Below are 14,564 nucleotides of genomic sequence, written 5' to 3' on the forward strand. Positions count from 1 at the left end.
TTCGTCGTACCCCGGTACCCACCCCGCGGGCAGGACAGAGAGAACCCCGGCACCTGTACGGCACCGGGGTTCTCTCTTGCGTCAGGACGGGGGAAGCGGCATCGGGGGGACAAGCCGCTCCCCCCGACGAGGACCGGCCCTCAAGTCAACGCCGCCGTCAGGGGGGAAGCAGACGGCGCGGACCCCGCAGTGGGACCAGTCCCTCGCCCTGCGGATTCCTGCCAGATCCGCCGGGCTCACCACCCATCCTGCTCCCCGGGCCGCGCCCGGAGCTCGGGCAAAGGACCTCTGCTGCCGGGCCGTTGGTCCTTAAAAACCCCGTCAGGACCGTCCGGGTTAGACTCGCCGCCGTCACAGGGGTCACACGGGGCACGGCAAGGGGAGGCCAGATCGTGGCAGTGCAGTGGAAGAAGCTCGGCCTGTTCGCGGTGGTCGTCTTCGTGCTCTACGTGATCATCACCGACCCCGCCAAAGCCGCCGACTACGTGCAGATAGGGTTCGAGGGCATTTCGAGCGCCGCTCAGAGCATCGGCGACTTCATGACGTGGGTCGCCAACGGAGGCAAGGACTGAGCGGCTGTCCAGCCGCAGCTTCCCCCCTCTCCAAGGAGTGCCCGTGATCCGCCATCTGGTCCTCTTCAAGCTCAACGACGGCGTCCGACGCGACGAGCCGCGCGTGGTCGAGGGCGTCGAGGCGTTCCGCGCCCTCGGCGACCAGATCCCGGAGCTCAGGTTCTGGGAGTGCGACTGGAACATCACCGACCGCCCCATCGCGTACGACTTCGCCATCAACTCGGCGGTCGACGACGTCGATGCGCTGAAGCGGTACATCGAGCACCCGGCCCACCAGGCGGGCGTCGCGCTGTGGCGCGAGTTCGCCACGTGGGTGATCGCCGACTACGAGTTCTGATCCCGTCCGCCACGAGTCCCGAGCCGCTCGCCCCACCGGCCCCCGGAAGGCCCCGCACCGCGAAGGTGCGGGGCCTTCCGTCGTCGTACGCCCCAACTTGCCCTCAACACGTAGTTTTCGGGTGCTTGCACACAGTGCACATGTCTTGTGATGCTATGACCGCTTTTGACGGATGAGTTGACCGAGGTCGACCGCGCGTCGACCGAGCTTGACTGAGCCTGACCGACAGTGCCTGTCTGAGAAGGGGTGGCGTTGACCGTGCCGGCCAGTACTGCGCCCGAAGCGCCGCCCGCGAGGACCACCCAGAGCACCGGGAGTTCGGGAAGCACCGGAAGCACGACCAGCACCGGAAGCACGCGGGGTGCCGACACCCGCGCCCTCACCCAGGTCCTCTTCGGCCAGCTCAAGGACCTGGAGCCGGGCAGCCCCGAACACGGCAGGGTGCGCGGCGCGCTCATCGAGGCCAACCTGCCCCTCGTGCGGTACGCCGCCGCCCGCTTCCGCAGCCGCAACGAGCCGATGGAGGACGTCGTCCAGGTCGGCACCATCGGTCTCATCAACGCCATCGACCGGTTCGACCCCGAGCGCGGCGTGCAGTTCCCGACCTTCGCGATGCCGACCGTGGTGGGCGAGATCAAGCGGTACTTCCGCGACAACGTGCGCACCGTCCACGTACCGCGGCGCCTGCACGAGCTGTGGGTGCAGGTGACCGGGGCGACCGAGGACCTCACCACCGCCTTCGGGCGCTCGCCGACCACCGCGGAGATCGCCGAGCGGCTGCGCATCACCGAGGACGAGGTGCTGGCCTGCATCGAGGCCGGCCGCTCGTACCACGCGACCTCGCTGGAGGCGGCCCAGGAGGGCGACGGACTGCCCGGCCTGCTCGACCGGCTCGGCTACGAGGATCCCGCACTCGACGGCGTCGAGCACCGCGACCTCGTACGCCACCTCCTCGTCCAGCTGCCCGAGCGCGAGCAGCGGATCCTCCTCCTGCGCTACTACAGCAATCTGACGCAGTCCCAGATCAGCGCGGAGCTCGGTGTTTCGCAGATGCACGTGTCGCGGTTGCTCGCCAGGAGCTTCGCACGCCTCCGGTCCGCAAACCGTATCGAGGCGTAACCGGTTCGAGTGGAGTGCCGTCGGGGCTGTTCCCGACGGCACTCTTTGCCGATAAGCCCCGGACCCCCTCTTTCCTGCACGAATGTCACCCTTGTTTGTCGACAAGTAACTACAGCGTGTTGCCGACATGTGACATTCTGCTGGAACCGCGTTTGCCGTAGCCCCACCTCCGGTATTCAGGTGGAGGCTGCGTTCCTCCGACGGAGCGCTCGCCGCGACCGTCCGCGACCTCAAGGGGGTGGCATGTCCGCAGACCAGGGCAGCTCGAAGGTGCTCACGCTCACGCTCGTCAAGAGCCCGAGCGAATCCGCGCCCGACGCGCTTCACAGCTCAACAGCCTCGGAAGCCATCGACACCCGGACCCTGTCCCGCTCCCTCTTCCTGCGGCTCGCCACGCTCGCCCAGGACAGCCCGGAGCGCGTCTATGTACGCGACACGCTCATCGAGCTCAACCTGCCGCTCGTGCGGTACGCGGCCGCTCGCTTCCGCAGTCGCAACGAACCGATGGAGGACATCGTCCAGGTCGGAACGATCGGCCTGATCAAGGCGATCGACCGTTTCGACTGCGAACGCGGCGTGGAGTTCCCGACGTTCGCGATGCCGACGGTCGTCGGCGAGATCAAGCGCTTCTTCCGGGACACCAGTTGGTCGGTGCGCGTGCCGCGCCGCCTCCAGGAACTGCGGCTCGCCCTCACGAAGACCAGCGACGAGCTCGCCCAGCGGCTCGACCGCTCGCCGACCGTGCCCGAACTCGCCGCCGCGCTCGGCGTCTCGGAGGAGGACGTCGTCGACGGCCTCGCCGTCGGCAACGCGTACACCGCGTCGTCGCTCGACTCCCCGACCCCCGAGGACGACGGCGGCGAGGGGTCGCTCGCGGACCGGCTGGGGTACGAGGACACGGCCCTGGAGGGCGTCGAGTACCGCGAGTCGCTCAAGCCGCTGCTCGCCAAGCTGCCGCCGCGCGAGCGCCGCATCATCATGCTGCGCTTCTTCGCCAACATGACGCAGTCGCAGATCGGCGAGGAGGTCGGCATCTCGCAGATGCACGTGTCCCGGCTCCTGACCCGGACGCTCGCGCAGCTGCGCGAGGGGCTCATCTCGGACTGAGCGCCAACGCGGCGCGTGCTGAACCGTGTTGCTGACGGGGTTCCTAATTGACGACCCGTCAGCCACACTGGCGCGATGCGACGTGGCGTACGGAACGTGCTCGGAGCGGGTGCCGCCGTGCTCTGCCTCGGCGGGCTGGTGTCCGCCTGCGGCGACGGCGGCGGTGACGGTTACGTGGCGACCGGGGCGGTACCCGAGCGGGCGCGGGGACAGGCCGTGGGCCCTGACCGTGACGTGAAGCTGGTGCCGCTGGACGAGGCGGACGGTGACGGCGACTCCGCTGCCCGCGGGGGTGAGGGTTCGTCCTCCCCGGCGGGGCCCCGTGGTGCAGGCGGCTCGGAGGGGAAGCCGCCCGCCACGGCGGGGAGTTCGGAGTCAGGCGAACCTGTGGAGGCCCGCTCCGGCGGCTCGGGGGCGTCGGCTCCGCGTACGGGTACGAGTACGGGTGCGGGTGCGGGCACTGGCGCGGGCTCTGGCCCTGGCGCTGGCGATGGCAGACCTGGAACGGACGCTCCCGACCCTCAGAAGCCGAACCCCGAGCCCGAGCCGACGCCCGACCCGCGGCCCGACCCGCCCAGCGGGCCCGCCGCGCTCTCCGTCGGCGACCCCGAGCGGAAGCCCGCGGACAAACGCTGGTGCGAGAACGTCACCGTCACCTTCCGCAACACCGGTGGCTCACCGGTGCGTTCGGGCACGGTGACCTTCGGGACGCACGTCATCGGCGCGCTCGGCGTCGACTGGGCCACGATCGAGTCGACCGTGGAGCTGCCGGCGCCGATCGGACCCGGACAGAAGAAGCTGAAAACCTGGCCGGTATGTGTCGACGCGTGGCGGGTTCCACTCGGTATGCACGTGGAGACGCGAGACGTCGCGGTGAAGTGGCGCTAGCCCGTACCGGAGGCGGTGTGCGTCCGCGGGTGCGTGGGGGTCGGCCGCGCAGTTCCCCGCGCCCCTGACCGTCACCGCCGCTCGGGCCCACCCGGAAGGCCGGGCTCAGCCCGGACCACCCAAGGGACGGGCTCCCTTGCACGTCCGCGGGCACATCGTGGTTGCTCGCGCAGTTCCCCGCGCCCCCGAACTGCGCCCCACCCAGGGCCATTGAAAGGCCGGGCTCGGGCCGGACCGCCCAGGGGCGCGGGGAACTGTGCGGTCAGCCCCCACGCGCCCGCGGCCGAAGGCGGAGGCGCGAGAGATCCGCTAGGCCAGCGCCAGCCAGGCCACGCCTGCCACCACCGCGATCGCGAGGATCACGCCGACGATCAGGCCCACACGCGGGCCGGAAGAGGAAGGTGCCGCCTGCGCGCGGCCGCCGCGCGGTGCCTCATCGACGAACGCGCGGAACATCTGCGTGCTGCCTGCGGGATCGGGGTTGCCCTGGTTGCCCTGGGGGTTGTGTGCCATGGAGCAGGACCCTAGCGAATCCACGGCCATCGGCCCAACCCCCTCTGGCCAGCGACTTTACGAGCGGAGCCCCAACGCTTTGCCGACTCTTTAGTCCGATGGGCCCTTTTTAATTTGCCTGCGGCAACCAACCGCTTCTATCGTTGCCCTAAGCAACAAAAAATTGGAGGTGCCGTGGCCGCGCAGCGTCAGTACGAAGAGCTGGCCCGACAGCTCAGCGCCATCGGTGCCGTGAAGCGCGGTCTCGGCCGGGGCCTGCCGCACGACTGCCCCGCCGGATCCGCCGCCGTGCTCATCCTGCTCGACCGCCACGGAGCGATGCGGATGAGCAGGCTCGCGGAGCTGCTCGCCGTCGACACGTCGGTGACCAGCCGCCACGTCGCCCATGTCGCGGACAAGGAGTGGATCGTCCGCGATCCCGACCCCGCCGACAAACGCTCCCGGATCCTGCGGCTCACCACCGGAGGCAAGGCCAAGGTGGACGAGCTCTCCGAGCTCTCCATCCGGACGCTCACCCACTACCTGCACGACTGGACCGACGACGAGGTCGTCCAGCTCAGCACGCTGCTCGCGCGTCTGCGTGACAGCTTCGGGGACTGCCGCGCGGCTTCGGCCCGGCTCTCCCCTTCCCCCCACGACGTACAGACCACGTCGGAGACCACCCGTACACCCGCGTAAGAAAAGGAAGTCCATGGCAACAACCACACCAGCCGGTGTGCGGGGCAGCCATGCCAAGCACGGAGCTCACCACGGTCACAGCGGTGAGAACGCTCCGATGACGCACCGGCAGATCATGGAAGCGCTGTCCGGGCTGCTGCTCGGCATGTTCGTGGCGATCCTCTCGTCGACGATCGTCTCCAACGCCCTGCCCGAAATCATCGGCGACCTCGGCGGCGGCCAGTCCGCCTACACGTGGGTCGTCACCGCGTCGCTGCTCGCGATGACCGCGACGACGCCCCTGTGGGGCAAGCTGTCCGACCTCTTCAGCAAGAAGGCGCTCGTACAGATAGCCCTGATCATCTACGTCGGCGGTTCGGTCGTCGCCGGTCTCTCGCAGAGCGCAGGGATGCTGATCGCCTGCCGCGTTGTGCAGGGCATCGGCGTGGGCGGTCTCTCCGCCCTGGCGCAGATCGTCATGGCCGCGATGATCTCCCCGCGCGAGCGCGGCCGGTACTCCGGCTACCTCGGTGCGACCTTCGCCGTCGCCACCGTCGGCGGTCCGCTGCTCGGCGGTGTCATCACCGACACCTCGTGGCTCGGCTGGCGCTGGTGCTTCTACGTCGGCGTGCCCTTCGCGATCATCGCGCTCATCGTGCTCCAGAAGACGCTGAAGCTTCCCGTCGTGAAGCGGGACGTCAAGGTCGACTGGGCCGGCGCCTTCTTCATCAGCGCCGCCGTCTGCCTGCTCCTCGTCTGGGTCACCTTCGCCGGTGACAAGTACGACTGGATGTCGTGGCAGACCGCCGCCATGGTCGGCGGCTCGGTGCTGCTCGGGCTGATCTTCGTCTTCGTCGAGTCCAAGGCCAGCGAGCCGATCATCCCGCTGCGGCTCTTCCGCAACCGCACCATCACGCTCGCCTCGCTCGCCTCGCTCTTCGTGGGTGTCGCGATGTTCGCGGGCACGGTGTTCTTCAGCCAGTACTTCCAGCTGGCCCGGGGCGAGTCCCCGACGATGTCCGGCGTCATGACCATCCCGATGATCGGTGGTCTGTTCGTCTCCTCCACCGTGTCCGGCCAGGTCATCACCAAGACGGGCAAGTGGAAGGCGTGGCTGGTCAGCGGTGGCGTGCTGGTGACGGCGGGCCTCGGCCTGCTCGGCACCATCCGGTACGACACCGAGTACTGGCACATCGCGATCTTCATGGCCCTGATGGGTCTCGGCATCGGCATGATGATGCAGAACCTCGTCCTCTGCACGCAGAACCAGGTCGAGCCGCAGGACCTCGGTGCCGCCTCCTCCGTCGTCACCTTCTTCCGCTCGCTGGGCGGCGCCATGGGTGTCTCTGCGCTGGGCGCGATCATGGCCACGCGGATCACCGACTACGTCAAGGACGGCATCACCGACCTCGGCCCCAAGGCCGCCGCGCAGTTCGGCCACGGCGGCACCGGCGGTGGCGGCATCCCGGACCTGGAGAAGATCCCGGAGCCGTTCCGCACGGTCATGGAGAGCGCGTACGGCCACGGCATCGCCGATGTCTTCCTCATCGCCGCCCCGATGGCGCTGATCGCCTTCCTGATCACGCTGTTCATCAAGGAGGTCCCGCTGCGGACCTCGGGCGCGCTGGCCCAGGCCGCTTCGGAGACGACGGACGGCACGGCTCCGGCGGACAGCGCCGCGGCCACGGCCACCGCCACCGCCGAGCAGCCCGTGCTCGCCTCCGTCGCGTCGGGCGCCGAGCCCGGCCCCGAGGGCACGCAGCGCCTCGCCGCCGTGGCGTCCGCCGCGCAGCCCGGCGCGGGCTCCGGTGAGCTCCCGCAGATCACGGGCGGCGTCCCGGTACGCGGCTTCGTCCGCGGCGCCGAGAGCGCGCCGGTCCCGCAGGCCGCCGTCACGCTGATCTCCCTCGGGGGACGGCAGCTCGGCCGCTCGGTCGCGCAGGGCGACGGCTCCTACTCCGTCGACGCCCCGGGCGCGGGTTCGTACGTGCTCATCGCGTCGGCCGACGGGTTCCAGCCGCAGGCGTCCACGGTCGTCGTGGGCGAGGACGCCCTCGCGTACGACATCCTGCTCAGCGGCACCAGTGGCCTCAGCGGTCTGGTGCGGGACGCGGACAGCAAGCTGCCCGTGAGCGGCGCCATGGTCATCGTGACCGACGTGCGCGGTGACGTCCTCGCCACCGGACTCTCCGGCGAGCAGGGCGAGTTCACCTTCGCCGAGCTGGTCCCCGGCACCGTCACCATCGCGGTGAACGCCGCGGGACACCGCCCGCTGGCGCTGCCCGTCGAGGTCGGCGGCACCGGGGTCACCCGGGTCGAGGTCGAGCTCAACTCCGGCGCCCGGGTGCTCGGCACCGTGCGGGCGGGCGGCGCGCCGCTGAACGACGCGCGCGTCACCCTCGTGGACGCCGCGGGCAACGTCGTCGCCACCGCGACCACCGGGACGGACGGGGCGTACGCCTTCACCGACCTGGACAGCGGCGACTACACGGTCATCGCGACGGGGTACCCGCCGGTGGCCACGGGTCTGACGGTGGCCGGCAGCGGCATCGACGGCCACGACATCGAGCTCGCCCACCCGGGCGAGTGACGGCTCCGGCCCGTGGCCGCGCCCCGAGCGGAGGCGCGGCCACGGGCCGGTTGCGGAAAGGCCCCCGGGCCGGCGGTGGCACACATGGCAGGGGACGGCCAGTCACCGCCGCCGGGGGCCGTCCGCGTATCGAAGCGTGCACTGAGCCCGGACGGGCTCGGACTGTGAGGCTTCCCGGAGCGGGAAGCCCGGCAAGGAGATGAACGGGATGGCACTGAACGCTCGGATCCGGACGCGTGACGGATGGGCCGTGCCCCACGCGGTCGTCACGGTGACGGACATGACCGGGGCGCAGGTACTGCGCGCCGAGGCGGACGACGAGGGTGTCGTACGGGACGGGGCCGCCCTCGCGGCCGGGCCCTACACCGTCATCGTGACCGCCGTCGGGTACGCGCCCGTCGCGTCCACCGCGCTCGTCACGGCGAGCGGTCGGGCGGAGGTCGGCAACGTCGTCCTCGCCCGGCAGGGCGGCACCGAGCTGCCGCCGCCCGGACCGTGGACCATCGACCCGGCCCACTCGACCGTGGGCGCGGTCGCCCAGCACCTCGGGATCACCAGCGTGCACGGCCGGTTCACGGAGTTCGGCGGGCGGATCGAGATCGCCGGGGCCGCCGACGACATCGAGAAGTCGCGCGTCGAGGCGGTCATCCGGTCGGCGTCGATCGACACGGGCAACGGCATGCGCGACGGTCACCTGAAGTCGCCGGACTTCCTGGACGTCGAGCAGTACCCGGAGATCACGTACCGGTCGAGCGGTCTGTCGCCCGCGGGCACGGACCGCTGGACGGTCCACGGCGAGCTCGGCATGCACGGCGTCGTGCGCCCGGTCGACCTGGACCTCACCTACCTGGGGACCGGCGCGGACCCGTGGGGCGGCACGCGTGCGGCCTTCCGGGCCACGGCGGAGCTGCGCCGCGAGGACTTCGCGATGAACTACAACCAGGTGGTGCAGGCGGGCATCTCGGCGATCGGCACGACGCTGAAGGTGACGCTGGACATCCAGGCCGTGCAGGGCGAGGCCCTGCCGCAGGCCTGACGACGCCCCGGCACGCCACGGTCTAGGGGTTCTTGGCCAGCAGGGACTCGATGCCCGCGATCATCAGGTCCAGTGCGATCGTGAAGTCGCGGGCCCACATCTCCTCGACCGTGTCGTCGCCCCGCGCGGCCATCAGCTCGTCCGCGCTCTCCAGCACCCCGTGCTCGGCGAGCTCCTCGCGGACCGTGCCGATGGCCTCGCGGTAGTACGCCTCCGGGGACATGCCCGCCTCCGCGCACCGCGCGAGGTAGTGGCCCTCGATGGTCCCGAAGCCGTACACGAACTGGAAGACCGCGGAGATCGCGCCGTTCTGCGTGTACGCGGGCAGCCCGGTGTTCCCCACCGCCTTCTGGATGGCGAGGGCGAAGGCCAGCCAGTTGGGGCCGATGTTGAGGAAGCGGCCGACGAGCGGGGACACCCAGGGGTGGCGGATCAGCGTCGCGCGGTACTCGTCGGCCAGGGCGCGGAGCTGGTCGCGCCACTCCTCGGGGGCCGTCTCCGTGTCCGGGAGCCGCATCTCGCCGCACACCGCGTCGAGGGCGAGCTCCAGGAGGTCGTCCTTGGTGTCCACGTACCAGTAGACGGACATCGCCGTGACGTTCAGTTCGCCGGCGAGCCTGCGCATGGAGAACTTGTCGAGTCCCTCCGCGTCCAGGAGCCGGACCGTGGCCCGCGTGATGCGGTCCCGGTCGAGTCCGCTCGGCTGGTCGACCTTGCGGCCGCCGCCGCGTGGCGCCTTGTCCTGCAGCCAGACACTCGTCTTCGCCGCGGCTTTCGTGCGGCCGGCTGCCTTCGTCATGGCGCACCTTCCTCGTTGGTCCTCGGGTCAACCGGAGCCGGGCGGTCCGCCTCCACCTGATGCTATGCCGCTGTCTTACCCACGGAGTCTGCCCTCTCCGCCCTGCGCAACAACGCCGCCGCCAGGACGCCTCCGGCGAACACCGCGGCGGCGCCCACCAGCTGGCTCGTCTCCAGTCCCGAGGAGAACGCGTCGGCGATCCGTTCGCGTTCGCCGGACGACTTCGCCGCCGCCATGGCCGCGGGGAACGACGCGGCGGAGACCGCGACGAGGGACGCGAAGCGGGAGTTGAGGACCGCGCCGAGCACGGCGACGCCGAGGCCGTTGCCGAACTCCGCGAGCGTGCCGTTGATGCCCGCGCCCACGCCCGCCTTCTCCGGCGGGATGGCGCTCATGATGGCGTTGGCCATGGCCGGCATGGCGAGCGCGATGCCCGCGCCCATGATGATCAGGCCGAGCAGCATGCCGTCGTAGTTGTCGCCGCCGAGCACCGCTATGACCGCGAGGCCCGCCGCGTTGAGGCTCATGCCGGTCACGATCGTGCCGGGCGTGCCCATCTTGGCGTGGAGCTTCGCGCCGACGCCGATCAGGTTGAGGGCCACGATGGTGACCGCGAGCGGCGCCGTGCGCAGGCCCGCCTCCAACGGCTCGTAGCCGAGCACGAACTGGAGGTGCTGGGTGAGCAGGAAGAGCGAGCCGCTCAGGCCGAAGGCGACCAGGATGGCGCCCGCGACCGCGCCGACGAAGCGCTGGTTGCGGAAGAAGTGCATGTCCAGCATCGGGTACGGGATGCGCAGCTCCCAGAGCGCGAACGCGCCGAGGACGAGCACGCCGACCGCGGCGGAGACCAGGACCTGCCCGGACGTCCAGCCGTGCTCGGGCCCGGAGATGATCGCGTAGACCACGGAGGCCATGCCGATCGTCGAGAGCAGCGCGCCCACCAGGTCGGGGCGGTCGCCCTGGGGATTCTTGGACTCGGGGACCAGCTTCAGGACGGCGGCGAGGCCGAGCAGCGCCACGGGGATGTTGATCAGGAAGATCGAGCCCCACCAGAAGTGGTCGAGCATGAACCCGCCGAGCAGCGGACCGGCCGCGAAGCCGAGGGAGTTGATGGTGGCCCAGAGGCCGATCGCCTTGACGCGCTCCGCGTCGTCGAAGATCTGCACGACGACGGCGAGCGTGGTGGTCATGAGGAGCGCGCCGCCGATGCCCATGCCCGCGCGGGCGGCGATGAGCTGCCCCGAGCTCTGCGCGAGGCCCGCGGCCAGCGAGCCGATGCCGAACAGGGCGAGGCCCGCGGCGAGCATCTTCTTGCGGCCGTAGCGGTCGGCGGCGCTGCCCGCGGTGAGCAGCAGGCCGGACTGGACCAGCGAGTACGCGTTGATCATCCACTGGATGTCGGACGTCGACGCGTCCAGTTCCCTGGTGAGGGAGGGGATCGCGACGCTGAGGACGGTGTTGTCGAGCAGCACGGTGAGCTGCGCCAGGCAGATGACGCCGAGGATCAGCCAGCGCTGCGGGTGCCGTGGTGAGGCGGTGGGGTTCTCGGCGGTCGTTGCCGTCATCTGCCCTCCCTTTACGGGTTCCTGCTGTTCTACGGTGTACGAGGCGGGTCCGCGACGTACACCGTAGAGCAGTTCCCGTACGGCGTACAAGGGAGTTGTGTGCCGGGCGGCGTCAGGTCGGAGAACGTGGCGCGACCGCGGAGAGAACGAGCCGCGTCCGCAGCGTGAGCCGCACGCGTCTCACATGTCTCACGAAGGGACGGGCACCGCGGGCTTGATCAGATACCCCGCCCCGCGCCGCGTGTGGATCATCGGCTCACGGCCCGCGTCGATCTTCCTGCGCAGATACGAGATGTACAGCTCGACGACGTTGGCCTGGCCCCCGAAGTCGTAGTTCCACACCCGGTCGAGGATCTGCGCCTTGCTGAGCACGCGCCGCGGGTTCCGCATGAGGTACCGCAGCAGCTCGAACTCGGTGGCGGTCAGGTGGATGGAATCCCCGCCGCGCGTCACCTCGTGGCTGTCCTCGTCGAGCGTCAGGTCCCCGACCACCAGCGTGGACGCACCACGCTTGTCGGCGGCCCCGGCCCGCCGGATGAGCCCGCGCAGCCGCGCCACGACCTCCTCCAGGCTGAACGGCTTGGTGACGTAGTCGTCGCCGCCCGCGGTGAGCCCGGCGATCCGGTCCTCCACCGCGTCCTTCGCGGTCAGGAACAGCACGGGCACGTCCGGCATCTCCCGGCGCAGCCTGCCGAGCAGGGACAGCCCATCCATGTCGGGCAGCATCATGTCGAGCACCACGGCGTCGGGCCGGAACGCCCGCGCGGCCCGCACGGCGCCCGCCCCGTCCTCCGCGCTGCGGATCTGCCAGCCCTCGTAGCGCAGGGCCATGGACAACAGCTCGGTGAGCGACACCTCGTCGTCCACGACGAGCACACGGACGGGGCTCCCGTCCGCCCTGAGCAGTTCGGTACGCGCCTGAGGCGTGGTCGTGGTCATGCCCCACACCCTGCGGGGCGCCCCTGAGAGCTCTCTTGCGCGAACCTGTGAATTCCCTGAGAAAGCCCGCCGCCCCTCCCGCCGCCCTCCTGCCGCCCCCGAGGCCGCCCTCACTCCACCCCGAACACCCGCGCGGCGTTCCCGTACAGCACCCCGCGCAGCCACGCGTCACCGAACCCGAGCCGTTCCAGGGACTCCAGCTGATGGACGTACGGATACGGGATGTTGGGGAAGTCGCTGCCCAGCAGCACCTTCCCGCCCAGGTCGGCCAGCCTCCCCCGCTCCCGCGCCGGAAACGGCATCAGGCCCTCGCTGAAGTCGGTGAACGCCATCGTCGTGTCGAGGCGCACCTCTTCGTACCGTTCCGCGAGCGTGAGGAACTCGGCGTACTCCGGCATGCCGAGATGCGCCACGACGACCGGAAGGCGCGGGTGCCGGGCGAGGAGCGCGGCGACCGGTTCGGGGCCCGTGTGCTCGCCGGGCTCGGGGCCGGACCCGCAGTGCATGACCACCGGCACCCCGGCCTCGGCGAGCAGCCCCCACACCGGGTCGAGCAGCGGGTCGTCGGGGTCGTACCCGCCCACCTGCACATGCGCCTTGAAGACCCGGGCGCCCGCCTCCACGGCCTCCTTCACATACCGGTCCACGCCCGGCTCCGGGAAGAACGTCGCGGTGTGCAGACAGCCGGGCGTGCGGCGCGCGAAGTCGGCGGCCCAGCCGTTGAGCCACTCCGCCATGCCCGCCTTGTGCGGATACAGCATCGAGGTGAAGGCGCGCACCCCGAACTCCCCGAGGAGCGCGACCCGCCGCTCCTCCTCGTGCCGGTACGTGATGGGCCACTCCACCGCGCCCGACGCCCCGAACGAGTCGAAGTACGCCCACACCTTCCGCAGCACCCGCTCCGGCATGAAGTGCGTGTGTACGTCGATCAGCCCGGGAAGCCCGAGCCGCTCCCAGAACCCGCGCACGGCGGCGGCATCGGCGCCGACATCGGTGCCGGTGTCCGTACTACGGCTGCTGCCGCACAAAGCCGTGGCTCCTCTCGACCTTCGCGACGTGCAGGACGTATTTCTCGTACCAGTCCTCGCGACCCCGGCGCTGGGCCACGCGGTGCTCCAGGTTGCTGCGCCAGGCCTTGATGGACTCCTCGTCGCGGAAGTACGAGACGGTGATGCCGAGGCCGCCGGGCGTGCGGGCCGACTCGGTGCCGAGGTACCCCGGCACGTCCACGACGAGTTCGTCCATGCGGTCGGCCATCTCGCCGTAGCCGTTGTCGCCTTCGGTGCGCACGGAGGAGAAGACGACGGAGTAGTAGGGCGGTTCGAAGGGTCCGACAGGACCGGTGGCGTGATCACTCATGTCGCCACACTCGGGCCCGCACCGCACCCGCGTCCACCCTTTTCGGCCCACTCTTGCCCAACGGTCGACCGGACTTGACCATTCGGTCAGCAAACCGGCCGACACCCCAGAAAGGCCCGCACCGCCCACGACCTCAGAAGAGCCCGTCCTGCCGACGACCTCAGAACAGCCCGTCCTGCTCGGCGCCACCGCTCGTGGTCTCCACCGGCCGCACCGGCACGGTCACCCCCGCCCCCGCACCCGCGGCCACCAGCTCCCACCCCACGAGCATCCGCGTGTCGACCACCAGCACGCCCCCGCCGGCCACCTCCAGGTGCAGATCGGGTCCGGCCGCCGCGACCAATCGCCCCGCGACCGCCCCGCCGTCGACCAGCTCCCGCACCACGCCATCCGTCGCCGCCGGACCGCCCCGGCCGTCGAGCCCGAACGCCCCCGAGTGGTCGACCGCGGCGAACGGCACCCGCTCCAGCGCCTCCGCCCACCCGCCGAGCGCCACGGCCCGACCGTGCAGCTCGGCGAGCTCCCGCTCCCGCTCGCCCCATCCGGGCAACGCCCCCCGAAGCCCACGTTTGCGGGCGTACGGCACCCGGTCCGGCACCCCGAGCGCCGCCCGCAGCAGCTCCTCCGTACGCCGCGCCGCCATCAGCGGCCCGCGCCCCAGCCAGCAGAACGCCACGGCCCCCTGCTCCAGAAGCCGCCCCGCGCCCCGCTCCTCCGCCGTGATCCCCACCTTCACGACACCGGCCCCGAACCACGCGAGGTAGACCCGGTACGTCCGCGGATCGTCGGGCACCCCGTCCGCCGCCACCGAGAACGCCCGGTCGAGCCGCGCGCACTCCGGACACCGCGCCCGCGTCGCTGGACCCGGCACGACGGCCCGCAGCGGACACGGATTGCCCCGCGCCCCCACGCACCGCCGCTCCCCGACGGCCCGGAACCCGATGTCCCGCCCGTACGCGAGCACGCTGCGCCGCCCACCGTCCCACCGCAGCTCGGGCACCCCGTCCGGCCACCCGAGCCCCGCACAACGCCACTCCACCGCCGTCACTCCCCGCGCCCGGACAACGCAAGAGGCCCCCGGAT

15 protein-coding genes are annotated in these 14,564 nt (G+C 70.9%); 8 read left to right on the forward strand and 7 right to left on the reverse strand.

Annotated features, from left to right (window positions below; translation table 11 throughout):
- Positions 1-392 precede the first annotated feature (392 nt).
- The 5 genes from DEJ47_RS18455 to DEJ47_RS18475 all read left to right on the forward strand — a co-directional run bounded on the left by DEJ47_RS18455 (position 393) and on the right by DEJ47_RS18475 (position 4,023).
- Entirely contained in the window at positions 393-572 is a 180-nt protein-coding gene (locus DEJ47_RS18455; protein ID WP_150169725.1) for a hypothetical protein, read from the forward strand.
- 43 nt (positions 573-615) lie between these two features.
- Positions 616-909: a Dabb family protein gene (locus DEJ47_RS18460; RefSeq protein WP_150169727.1), complete on the forward strand. Its 294-nt coding sequence runs from the start codon at positions 616-618 to the stop codon at positions 907-909.
- A 258-nt stretch (positions 910-1,167) separates the two neighbouring features.
- A complete protein-coding gene (locus DEJ47_RS18465; protein WP_150169729.1) occupies positions 1,168-2,028 on the forward strand; it encodes an RNA polymerase sigma factor SigF in 861 nt (286 codons plus the stop codon).
- Positions 2,029-2,271: 243 nt separating this feature from the next.
- Complete coding sequence (locus tag DEJ47_RS18470) at positions 2,272-3,135, forward strand: RNA polymerase sigma factor SigF (RefSeq protein WP_150169731.1); 864 nt, start codon at positions 2,272-2,274, stop codon at positions 3,133-3,135.
- A gap of 75 nt (positions 3,136-3,210) precedes the next feature.
- Positions 3,211-4,023 (forward strand): hypothetical protein, encoded by an 813-nt coding sequence (locus tag DEJ47_RS18475; RefSeq protein ID WP_150169733.1) that lies wholly within the window; start codon positions 3,211-3,213, stop codon positions 4,021-4,023.
- Positions 4,024-4,332: 309 nt separating this feature from the next.
- Here the strand turns inward: DEJ47_RS18475 and DEJ47_RS18480 are convergent, their stop codons facing one another.
- Positions 4,333-4,536, reverse strand: a complete 204-nt coding sequence (locus tag DEJ47_RS18480) for a hypothetical protein (protein ID WP_150169734.1) — start codon at positions 4,534-4,536, stop codon at positions 4,333-4,335.
- Between the two features lie 174 nt (positions 4,537-4,710).
- Here DEJ47_RS18480 and DEJ47_RS18485 point away from each other — a divergent pair, with 174 nt between their 5' ends.
- The 3 genes from DEJ47_RS18485 (at position 4,711) to DEJ47_RS18495 (ending at position 8,819) form a co-directional block, all read left to right on the forward strand.
- Positions 4,711-5,214: a MarR family winged helix-turn-helix transcriptional regulator gene (locus tag DEJ47_RS18485; protein ID WP_150169736.1), complete on the forward strand. Its 504-nt coding sequence runs from the start codon at positions 4,711-4,713 to the stop codon at positions 5,212-5,214.
- A gap of 13 nt (positions 5,215-5,227) precedes the next feature.
- The gene (locus tag DEJ47_RS18490) at positions 5,228-7,783 is read left to right on the forward strand and encodes an MFS transporter (protein ID WP_150169738.1); all 2,556 of its coding nucleotides are present in this window, start codon (positions 5,228-5,230) and stop codon (positions 7,781-7,783) included.
- A gap of 208 nt (positions 7,784-7,991) precedes the next feature.
- The gene (locus DEJ47_RS18495) at positions 7,992-8,819 is read left to right on the forward strand and encodes a YceI family protein (protein WP_150169740.1); all 828 of its coding nucleotides are present in this window, start codon (positions 7,992-7,994) and stop codon (positions 8,817-8,819) included.
- Positions 8,820-8,841: 22 nt separating this feature from the next.
- Here DEJ47_RS18495 and DEJ47_RS18500 read toward each other — a convergent pair whose 3' ends face one another.
- The 6 genes from DEJ47_RS18500 to DEJ47_RS18520 form a co-directional block, all read right to left on the reverse strand.
- Positions 8,842-9,618, reverse strand: coding sequence for a TetR/AcrR family transcriptional regulator (locus DEJ47_RS18500; RefSeq protein ID WP_150169742.1), 777 nt, complete (start codon positions 9,616-9,618; stop codon positions 8,842-8,844).
- 62 nt (positions 9,619-9,680) lie between these two features.
- Positions 9,681-11,183: an MFS transporter gene (locus DEJ47_RS18505; RefSeq protein ID WP_150169744.1), complete on the reverse strand. Its 1,503-nt coding sequence runs from the start codon at positions 11,181-11,183 to the stop codon at positions 9,681-9,683.
- Between the two features lie 189 nt (positions 11,184-11,372).
- Positions 11,373-12,122 carry a response regulator transcription factor gene (locus DEJ47_RS18510; protein ID WP_150169746.1) on the reverse strand — a complete coding sequence of 250 codons (750 nt, stop codon included), beginning with the start codon at positions 12,120-12,122 and terminating at the stop codon, positions 11,373-11,375.
- Between the two features lie 110 nt (positions 12,123-12,232).
- On the reverse strand, positions 12,233-13,150 hold the full coding sequence (locus tag DEJ47_RS18515; RefSeq protein ID WP_223828405.1) for an amidohydrolase family protein: 918 nt from the start codon (positions 13,148-13,150) through the stop codon (positions 12,233-12,235).
- Entirely contained in the window at positions 13,131-13,481 is a 351-nt protein-coding gene (locus tag DEJ47_RS36960; protein WP_223828406.1) for an antibiotic biosynthesis monooxygenase family protein, read from the reverse strand. Before DEJ47_RS36960 ends, DEJ47_RS18515 begins: the two co-directional genes overlap by 20 nt.
- Positions 13,482-13,641: 160 nt before the next feature.
- A complete protein-coding gene (locus DEJ47_RS18520; RefSeq protein WP_150169748.1) occupies positions 13,642-14,520 on the reverse strand; it encodes a DUF2797 domain-containing protein in 879 nt (292 codons plus the stop codon).
- Positions 14,521-14,564 lie beyond the last annotated feature (44 nt).

Origin of the sequence: Streptomyces venezuelae, assembly GCF_008642355.1 — a bacterium.
Taxonomy (GTDB): domain Bacteria; phylum Actinomycetota; class Actinomycetes; order Streptomycetales; family Streptomycetaceae; genus Streptomyces; species Streptomyces venezuelae_B.

Bases quoted from the DNA above. Each gene is read 5' to 3' on its own strand.
- DEJ47_RS18495 (WP_150169740.1), top strand. From the start codon at position 7,992: ATGGCACTGAACGCTCGGATCCGGACGCGTGACGGATGGGCCGTGCCC.
- DEJ47_RS18490 (WP_150169738.1), top strand. From the start codon at position 5,228: ATGGCAACAACCACACCAGCCGGTGTGCGGGGCAGCCATGCCAAGCAC.
- DEJ47_RS18480 (WP_150169734.1), bottom strand. From the start codon at position 4,536: ATGGCACACAACCCCCAGGGCAACCAGGGCAACCCCGATCCCGCAGGC.
- DEJ47_RS18510 (WP_150169746.1), bottom strand. From the start codon at position 12,122: ATGACCACGACCACGCCTCAGGCGCGTACCGAACTGCTCAGGGCGGAC.
- DEJ47_RS18475 (WP_150169733.1), top strand. From the start codon at position 3,211: ATGCGACGTGGCGTACGGAACGTGCTCGGAGCGGGTGCCGCCGTGCTC.
- DEJ47_RS18505 (WP_150169744.1), bottom strand. From the start codon at position 11,183: ATGACGGCAACGACCGCCGAGAACCCCACCGCCTCACCACGGCACCCG.
- DEJ47_RS18470 (WP_150169731.1), top strand. From the start codon at position 2,272: ATGTCCGCAGACCAGGGCAGCTCGAAGGTGCTCACGCTCACGCTCGTC.
- DEJ47_RS18500 (WP_150169742.1), bottom strand. From the start codon at position 9,618: ATGACGAAGGCAGCCGGCCGCACGAAAGCCGCGGCGAAGACGAGTGTC.
- DEJ47_RS36960 (WP_223828406.1), bottom strand. From the start codon at position 13,481: ATGAGTGATCACGCCACCGGTCCTGTCGGACCCTTCGAACCGCCCTAC.